An 8707-nucleotide genomic window follows, 5' to 3' on the forward strand; every position below is an offset into this window, starting at 1 on the left:
CCCACCTGCTCGCTGTCGATTCGATTCATTAAATCGCGCCCGGCCGCGGCGGTATTGAGGAAGTTGCCTTCGCCACGCCCGAGCGGCTCGATCGCGATCCGGACCCCGCATTCTTCCAGGGTCGGCACCACGCCGCGCAAACATGCTGCCGCCGCTTCCATCGCCTGCTCTTCGGATTGGCTGGCCGGAAAATTGCGTTGCTGCGGTGAACCCAACACCATCACGTCTCCGCCCAGGTCACGACACAACCGCGCCAGTTCGCAGAGGTAGTCGCTGGTCTTTCGACGCACGTCCTCGTCCAGCGTGGTCAAATGAAAGCCTTCCGTCTTGGCCAACAGCCAATGCAACCCGATGATTTCCAATCCGCCCGCGGAAACGGCATCGCGATACGCAGCCCGTTGGTCGGCGGTGAAGGACGGTACGTCGTCGGTGATCATGAACGGGGCGACTTCCCAGCCGGTGTAGCCCGCCTCTCGAGCGATCTGAAGTGCTTGATCAAGTGGCATCTCACCGAAGGTCTCGTTACAAATGGCGTACTTCACGGGCTGTGGTTTGGGTTCAAGTTGCGGAGTGTTAAAACGAACCGACAGAATAACAGCCGGGAGATCCGTTCGCACGGGCCCAGCATTTCACATCTCCAAACCCAACCGCCGAGGATTCACGCGAGTGGACTCATCGCGATCGTTGCCGCAACCCGAACGCGAGGCGACACCGCTGCGCTCTTGGTTGCTGCGGATCGCTGCTGCATCGGTGGTTTTAATGCTGGTCGGATTGCTGGCGACCGCATGGACGCTGAATCCCAACTCGTCCGGCTTGGGGACGCATCACCAATTGGGACTCCCGCCATGCAGCATTCGCGTCCTGTTCGGGATTCGTTGTCCCAGTTGCGGCATGACGACGTCGTGGGCGCACGCGATGAAGGGAAACCTTGTCGCCGCGGCGCGCGCTAACGTGGGCGGATTCCTGTTGGTCCTGTACGCGTTGGGCAGTCTGGCGATGTTGCTGCAGATCGTACGTGGCGGAAAAATGCCGGCCGACCGGACGATTCGACGCTACACGATCGCGTTGATCGCGATCGCGGCGGTGACGCTGGCCGACTGGGGCGTGCGGGTGTTGGGGCAGTAGGTCACGCGGTGCGCGGGGGTTGGCGACGGACCACAACGAGAGGAAACGACGCTTCTCTTCGCGGTGTTGGGTTGAACATTGGGGACCGTTTCTGCTCCCCGCGTTTCACAAGTGAAACCAGCAAGGCAAGCTGGAAGCTTACCCCACTTTGGCGGTTTTAGTTTTGGTCGTACAGGGGCAGGTGTCGGTAGTAGACTTCCAGGCAATAGATCGACAAGCACGTCGTGTAGAGTCGGCCGCCGATGCTCCAACGGTCTCCTTGCGGTGCCCAGCTGCCGCGCTCGCTGCCGTCTTTGATTTGCAGCGCCGGCAGTTTGACTTTCATTTCATTGTTCCATTCGGTCCACAGCGGGCCGCCGACATGGTGGAATGCCTGGGTCGCGTAGTACCAGTAGTAGACGTTTTGTTGATTGATGTCGAAGGGGGCATCGGTGCGCAACAGCTTGAGGCCTTCTTGAAGGCGGCCATCGTTTCGTTCCCAACCGAGGTATTGGCGACACAGCAGACCTTCAGCCGTCATGGTGGGCGTGGCGTCCGAGCGACCGGGTTGGTAGGCGTAGCCGGCCCCGTAGTAAACGCTCGCCGAATCGAGGTACTTGTCGATCAGTTTCATTTTCTCCGGATCGACTTCCAGCCCGGCGCCGAGCGCACTTTGCAGCGCCATCACGTACCAACCGGTGACTGAGGTGTCGCCGGGTTCGTTCGGCCGATACCTCCATCCGCCGTCAGACGCCTGGGCTTTGAGTGCGTAATCGACGGCGCGTTGGGCGTAGGCGCGCAACCAGGAATCTTTGGTCATCCCGTACAGTTCGCACAGCGCGATCGTCGCTTGGGCTTGGGCGTACGTGCGCTCGTTGCCGCGGGCCGAGGCGGCCATGAACCCGCCGCGATCCTGTTGTGACACCAGGTACTTCAGCCCCTTGTCGACTTCGTCACGATATATGCCTTCCAGGTGGGTGTTGCCGTCCCCGGCAAACGCGATCAGCGCCATCGCGGTCGCGGCGGTCCGGTTTTCCGAAACGGCACCGTTGCTGTAGGGCTGCACCATGCTCCAGTAACCGCTGCGATGTTGTTGTCGTTTCAGCCAGGCGAGCCCGAGTTTGACGGCGTTGACGGTGTCATCAGTCGCGCCGTACATCGCCATCAGCGCTTTTCGCATCGCTCCGGTCCGGCCGCTGAACATCGGTTTGGAAATCTCGATCGGCGCCGCGCCCAGCAGCACCGGCTGGATCGCTTCCATTTCCGCCGGTTCGACGGTTTCAAAGATTTCTGGAATTTCGGTTTCCAGTAGCGTGTCGTCCAAAGCGTCTTGGGGAGCTTCGATCAGGTCATCGGTTTGCGGTGAGGAAAGGTCCAGTTCCAACGCGTCCTCGATCGGTTCGTTACTGATCCCGAAATCGAGTACCAAATTGGTGAAACCGTTGCCGGTCGGAGAAGTGATCAGGGCCAGAATCAGCAGCACGATCAAATGGATCACCAAGCTGAGCAGCCAGGAGGGGGCCGATCGGGTGACGACATCGGCGGGGGCGGGGGCGTCTGGGTCTGCCGCGGCAACGGCGGCGTCTGATTCGGCGTTTTCGGTTTCCGCAGTCGTGACTTCGGGCAAACTTCCGCGCCAGCGGGTCACGGCGGACCCGATCCCGGTTCGCGGCTGGGACACTTCGGTGATCGGACGCGTCGGGGGCAGGGTGGCGCGGGGCGGGGGTGGCGGAGGGATCGAGGGAACGTCTCGGGCCGGCGTGACGTTGCCGTTTTGGGTCGGGGCGTTGTGATCGGGTGGAGCGTCGACGGGTTCGGCCCCCAGCGTTTCTTCGTCCGAATCGATCACGTCAGCCGGCTGCGGCGATCCGGGCAGCGGCATTTCGTCCCCGTCTGCAGCGGCCCAGGGGCTGCGCTCACGCGGGGTTCCGCGGGACGGTGGAGGTGGCGGGACCGGCGGGACAGAGGGCATATCGATCGATCGCGGTGTGCGGGCAGACGAGGAGTCACTCGTGAAAAGACTCTGCGACACAGCATTCGACTCGAAAGGTAGAAGAGAAAGAGTTCCGCGGCTCCCGGTGCTTCTACGCAGTATATCGCATTTGTCCAGAGCAGACAAAAAATCCGCTCGTCAAATCCGCTCGTCTTTGGGAAGTGGGAGAGGCTTTCAGTCTGGTGGCGTCCATTGGGACCAGCCCGGAAGTCTCTCCCACTTGATTCCCAATCAAGACGAGACGCGAAAAACGGGGTGAGCCACCTCAACTGAGGGGCTCACCCCGCCTGGCTTGTCGCGTGCAGTTTTGAGCGGCTAGGCTGTCCGCCGAGCCTGATGACTCGGCGAGACCGCCCGGCCTTTTCAATTAGCAGCCGCAGGAAGGAGCGGCTTCGCAACCACAAGTCGGCTCAGCGTCGCATCCGCAGCTGGGAGCGACGTCGCAGCCGCTGTCACAGCAGCCTTTGCGTCCGCCGAACAGCTTCTTCAGCAATCCGCCACGAGCCTTGCTGCATCCGCAAGCCGGCTCGCAGCATCCGCAAGCGTCAGCGGCACCACAGCAGACCGGGGCCGGGCAGCAAACCGTCACGGGGACTTGCTTGCAGACCGTACGCGGAACGCACTTGGTGACCGTGTAAGGCTCGCAGACCTGACGGCACTTCTTGACCTTGCAGATCTTCGTGTAGCACTCGGTGCGGCACTTGTTGACGCAGATCGTCTTGGTGCGGCACTCGGGAACCATCTTGCAAACTTTGTATTCGCAAGTCTTGGTACGGCACTCGGGAACCATCTTGCAAGTGGTGTACTTGCAGACCTTCGTACGAGGCTCGCAGACGTAGCTGCAAACGGTGTAGTTGCAGGTCTTCGTGCGGCACTCGGGAACCATCTTGCAAGTGGTGTACTTGCAAACCTTGCTGCGTTGCTCGCAGACGTAGCTGCAAACTTTGTACTCGCAAGTCTTCGTGCGGCACTCGGGAACCATCTTGCAAACGGTGTAGTTGCAAGTCTTGGTGCGGCACTCGGGAACCATCTTGCAGACGGTGTAGGTGCAAGTCTTGGTCTTGCACTCAGGAACGCGTCGGCAAACGGTGTAAGGGATCTCACGCGTGCGGCACTCTTTGACGTACCGCGTGCAGCAGATTTCCTTTTCCTCGCAGGTCGGCACCCAGACTTTCTTGCAGATCGTCTTGGGGCAACCTTGGACGCATTCGACGCGGCACTTGCCGGGGCAGTACACGCAACGGCAGGTCGCCGGGTCGTAGGTCCACGTGCCCGGTTCACGAACCGTGCGTCGCATCATCGGACCAGGAACGGTTTCCGTTTGCGTTTCCCAGTGTCCACCATTGACCGTGATGGTCTTGGTGTACTGCTCGGGAACCATGACGGTGTAGTTCTCGGTGCGAACTTTGTCTTCACGCACGGTGTTGTAAACCGTGTAGTTGATCGTACGAGTCTTGGTCTCGTGAACGGGAACCATCACGGTGTAGTTGATGGTTTTCGTGCGAGTTTCGTACACCGGCTTGTTGACGGTGTAGTTGATCGTACGCGTCTTGGTTTCCCACACGGGCTTTTTGACCGTGTAGTTGATCACCTTTTCGTGCGTCTCGTACACCGGCTTCATCACCGTGTAGTTGATCGTACGCGTCTTGGTCTCGTACACGGGCTTTTTGACCGTGTAGTTGATGACCTTTTCGTGAGTCTCGTAAACCGGTTTGTTGACGGTGTAGTTGATCGTACGAGTTTTGGTTTCGTACGTCGGCACCATTACGGTGTACTGGACTTCACGCTGTTCCGTGTAAGGAACGACACGAGTCGCTTGGACTTCTTTGTCTTCGTAATACGTTTCGTTCCGCGTACGATAGCGAGTCTCTTGGACTTGCTCGTAAACGGTCTCGGTCACGTTACGCATGACGGTGTAGCTTCCATCGGCGTTAGCCGATCCAGCTCCGTCAGCGACGGGTGACGCGCCATCAACGACGGTGCCGTCGCTGACCACTGACTCTCCGCAATTACTACAGCCTTGATAGCTGATCGCACCACAATAAGCGGCGCGTGCGGATTGAGCCCCCGAGACGATCGCAATGATCGCCAAGGCGGGCAATAACCACAGCCTTTTCATCTCTTCTTTCTCCAGAAAACACTTTTGGGTTGCAAAGGGACGCACTGGATGATGCGAGACCCATTGCTCACACCTTCCTGCACTTTTTGCGTGCACGTGCACTGCGACGAAAGACCCCCCGTTCAAGATGAATCCGACTCCGGTCACTGCACCCGAAAGTGCCGATCGTGGCCCGAATTAACCTCTTTCCCATCTACCCGCACTTCACGGTGGGAGGAAGATGGTGCGGACACACAAACTCTGCGTGCCAACGAATTGGGTCCTTATGCTGTCAATTCATCGTCTGCGTAAAGTGATCCGACCAAGTAAACAGCACGATCAGGGCAAAATAAGACGCCTAGGCTGTCCAGGAGTGCCGTCATTGCAATCCGTAACAGATGTAGCGATCGGGACGGCGGGGGGAACGGGCTTAGTTTCAGGTTTCAGATTTCACACTGGAGACTCTCCCCCCCGGTGATCCATTTTTCTGCCCGCTCCCGCGGCCCCTCTCCCGTCCGCTCGGTCGTTACAATCCTGCCATGCCCTCAGAACCGGACCCCAATTCGACTTCGGACCCCAACAGCGGCGTCAACAAACTGCCGCGGCCGGCCGTCGGGCGGCTGAGTCTGTACTTTCGCGAATTGCACCGCTTGGCCGATCAGGGCGAAACCCATCTCAACAGCAAACAGCTCGGTGCACTCGTCGATGTGTCTCCCGCCGTCGTCCGCCGCGACCTGAGCAGTTTGGGAACGATCGGCCGCCGCGGCGTGGGCTATCCGATCGACAAACTGACCGAACAGATCGGCGCGGTGCTCGGAAGTGGGCTGCAGTGGCAGGTCATCTTGGTCGGCGTCGGATCGCTCGGCGATGCCTTGCTCCGCTACCGAGGGTTCGAGCGATTAGGGTTTCGACTGGTCGCCGCGTTCGATCTCGACCCGGCAAAGATTGGAAAACAGATCGGCGGGGTTTCGATTTGGAATGCCGCCACGATGACCGGCAAGCTGGCCGAACTCTCGCCGGACCTGGCCATCCTGGCCGTCCCGGTCGACCAGGCGGCTTTCGTCGCCGCCGATTTGGTCGCCGCCGGCGTCAGCGGCATCCTGAATTTCGCGCCCACCACGTTGCGGTTGCCGGGATCCACGGCCGTCGTGAACGTCGACTTGGCCAGCGAATTGCAACGGCTCGCCTTCAGCGTCCAGAACCGCTGACGGTTGGATCGATTTTCTCGCGCCAAAACGCTAACTCGACATTGAGGGGTGCCCGGACGCTGACGCGAACCGGCTGATGTCAATCGATGATCAGCCGTTTGGCACGAGCCTACGGGTCCTGCGCTGGTCAATACCTTCTCGATTTAGCGGTATTGCGTTTGCGCCAAACGACTCATTCTCTAGCGCGGCCTACTGGAGCGTTTCACGCGCCTGTTGGACGGTGGCGACGGCCGCGGCGGCGGAATCCGCCGTGGCGGTCAGGTGCCCCATCTTCCGCCCGACTTTGGCGTCGGATTTTCCATACAGGTGCAGCGAAACCGATGGCACGGCCACCGCCCGATCCCAGCATGGCGGCTGTCCTTGGCTGCCCCACAGATCACCCAGCAAGTTGGCCATCGCTGCGCCGCCGACACGCAGTTCGGTCGATCCGAGTGGCAGTCCACAGACCGCTCGGACGTGTTGTTCGAACTGGCTGGTGTGACACGCTTCAATCGTCAAGTGGCCACTGTTGTGTGGCCGCGGCGCGACTTCGTTGATCAAGAGCGTTTCCGCGTCGACGACAAAAAATTCCACACACAGCACGCCGACCAGCTGCAACACGTCTGCAGCCCGGGTGGCGATCGTCGTGGCCAATTGTTGTTGTGCCGGCGACAACGTCGACGGGCAGAACGAGACGTCGAGGATGTGATTGCGATGATCGTTTTCAAACGGTGGAAAACAGCGGACTTCGCCACGGGTCGAACGCGCCACCACGACGGACGCTTCGCGCTCGAACGGGATCCATTTCTCCGCGATCCAAGAATCCGCCGACTCCCACGGCACCGCCGCCGCGTCGGAGGGGCCATCCAAGCGATGCTGTCCCTTGCCGTCGTATCCGCTCCGCGCCGTTTTGACGATCACCGGCCAGCCATGCTGCTCGGCAAACTCGCCGACGCCGGCGGCCGAATCCACCGCGGCGTAGGGTGTCACCGCCAGACCGGCATCGCGGAACGTTGTTTTTTCGACCAGTCGATCCTGTGCGGTGGCGAGGACATGGTGCGAGGGATACGTCGGCGCGAACTCGCTGCACCAGCGAATCGTTTCGGCCGGAATGTTTTCGAATTCCAGCGTGATCACCTGACACTGCTTGGCAAACTGTGACACGACCGCGTGATCGAGCAGATCGCCGACCACGGTTCGCGTGGCGACGTGTCCGGCCGGTTCGTCGGCCGAGCCGCAAAAGACCACGACGTCGTAACCCATCTGCATCGCCGCGATCGCAAACATCCGTCCCAGTTGTCCGCCGCCGACCATGCCGATGGTCGCCCCCGGCATCACCATCGAGTCGTTCGATTTCAGTGCTGACACGTCGAGATCACTCCAGTTCAGTGGCGGCGAGGACTTGCTGAGTCTGCTGTTGGATGAACGCTTCCAACGCCGCACGGACGGCCTCGTCACTGATCGCCAGCATGCGAGCGGCCATCAAGCCAGCGTTCTTGGCCCCGCTGGACCCGATCGACATGGTGGCGACGGGAATCCCGCCGGGCATTTGCACGATCGACAACAGCGAATCGAGCCCCTGCAGCGCCCGGCTCTGCACCGGAACACCGATCACGGGCAACGAAGTCTCCGATGCCACCATCCCCGGCAGATGGGCGGCGCCGCCGGCCCCCGCGATGATCACTTTCAGTCCCCGCTGACGCGCCGATTGGGCATAGGCGAACATCCGTGCCGGGGTGCGGTGGGCGCTGACGACGGTCCGTTCGTGCTTGATCCCCAAAGCGTCCAGGATCTCGCACGCCGGACGCATCGTTTCCCAGTCGTTCTTGCTGCCCATGATCACGCCGACCACAGCATCGGTGGCGGGGAATTGCGTTCCGTCGGTTTCGGGTGTCGTCATGCTCGCTGGTGGCGCTGGCGGAGGAGGGAAAACCGGTTCAACAAGAGTTTTAAAGCGAAACTCGCCAAACCGGAAGTAGCGAGAGTGGGAAAGAACAGTCGGCTCGGGTGGCTGCGGTTGGGGAGTCTGGCAGAAAAAGGGGGGGCAGAAAGTTGGGACGGTGCAGAGGAGACGGAGACAAGAAAATGGATGACAGGAAAATATTGAAGAAACCTGAAACCTGAAACCTGAAACCTGAAACCTGAAACCTGAAACCTGAAACCTGAAACCTGAAACCTGAAAACTTGAAAACTTGAAAACTTGAAAACTTGAAAACTTGAAAACTTGAAAACTTGAAAACTTGAAACTTGAAACTTGAAAACTTGAAACTTGAAACTTGAAACTTGAAACTTGAAACTTGAAACTTGAAACTTGAAACTTAACCC

The 8707-nt window shown here is 59.8% G+C and carries 8 protein-coding genes; 2 read left to right on the plus strand and 6 right to left on the minus strand.

The genetic code is table 11. The features are described 5' to 3' along the window. On the minus strand, positions 1–506 hold a 506-nt coding region (locus ABX749_RS12690; RefSeq protein WP_372896310.1), incomplete at its 3' end, for a sugar phosphate isomerase/epimerase family protein. Positions 507–666: 160 nt separating this feature from the next. Here ABX749_RS12690 and ABX749_RS12695 point away from each other — a divergent pair. Next, a complete protein-coding gene (locus ABX749_RS12695; protein ID WP_372896311.1) occupies positions 667–1125 on the plus strand; it encodes a DUF2752 domain-containing protein in 459 nt (152 codons plus the stop codon). A 157-nt stretch (positions 1126–1282) separates the two neighbouring features. On the opposite strand, the gene ABX749_RS12700 is transcribed toward ABX749_RS12695, so the two are convergent. Beyond that, positions 1283–3076, minus strand: a complete 1794-nt coding sequence (locus ABX749_RS12700; RefSeq protein ID WP_372896312.1) for a prenyltransferase/squalene oxidase repeat-containing protein — start codon at positions 3074–3076, stop codon at positions 1283–1285. Positions 3077–3464: 388 nt separating this feature from the next. Continuing rightward, on the minus strand, positions 3465–5216 hold the full coding sequence (locus ABX749_RS12705) for a hypothetical protein (protein ID WP_372896313.1): 1752 nt from the start codon (positions 5214–5216) through the stop codon (positions 3465–3467). 518 nt (positions 5217–5734) lie between these two features. On the opposite strand from ABX749_RS12705, the gene ABX749_RS12710 reads away from it, so the two are divergent. Then, positions 5735–6403 (plus strand): redox-sensing transcriptional repressor Rex, encoded by a 669-nt coding sequence (locus ABX749_RS12710; protein WP_372896314.1) that lies wholly within the window; start codon positions 5735–5737, stop codon positions 6401–6403. Between the two features lie 189 nt (positions 6404–6592). On the opposite strand, the gene ABX749_RS12715 is transcribed toward ABX749_RS12710, so the two are convergent. The 3 genes from ABX749_RS12715 to ABX749_RS12725 all read right to left on the minus strand — a co-directional run. Further along, on the minus strand, positions 6593–7750 hold the full coding sequence (locus ABX749_RS12715) for a 5-(carboxyamino)imidazole ribonucleotide synthase (protein ID WP_372896315.1): 1158 nt from the start codon (positions 7748–7750) through the stop codon (positions 6593–6595). A gap of 7 nt (positions 7751–7757) precedes the next feature. Beyond that, on the minus strand, positions 7758–8282 hold the full coding sequence (gene purE, locus ABX749_RS12720; protein ID WP_372896316.1) for a 5-(carboxyamino)imidazole ribonucleotide mutase: 525 nt from the start codon (positions 8280–8282) through the stop codon (positions 7758–7760). Continuing rightward, the coding region (locus ABX749_RS12725; RefSeq protein ID WP_372896317.1) for a hypothetical protein at positions 8279–8707 on the minus strand (429 nt) is incomplete at its 5' end. The genes purE and ABX749_RS12725, both read right to left, overlap by 4 nt.

Source organism: Stieleria sp. (genome assembly GCF_041595215.1).
Classification (GTDB): domain Bacteria; phylum Planctomycetota; class Planctomycetia; order Pirellulales; family Pirellulaceae; genus Stieleria; species Stieleria magnilauensis.

Coding starts and splice junctions, on each gene's coding strand:
- ABX749_RS12700 (WP_372896312.1), bottom strand. CDS start 3,076: ATGCCCTCTGTCCCGCCGGTCCCGCCACCTCCACCGTCCCGCGGAACC.
- ABX749_RS12705 (WP_372896313.1), bottom strand. CDS start 5,216: ATGAAAAGGCTGTGGTTATTGCCCGCCTTGGCGATCATTGCGATCGTC.
- purE (WP_372896316.1), bottom strand. CDS start 8,282: ATGACGACACCCGAAACCGACGGAACGCAATTCCCCGCCACCGATGCT.
- ABX749_RS12710 (WP_372896314.1), top strand. CDS start 5,735: ATGCCCTCAGAACCGGACCCCAATTCGACTTCGGACCCCAACAGCGGC.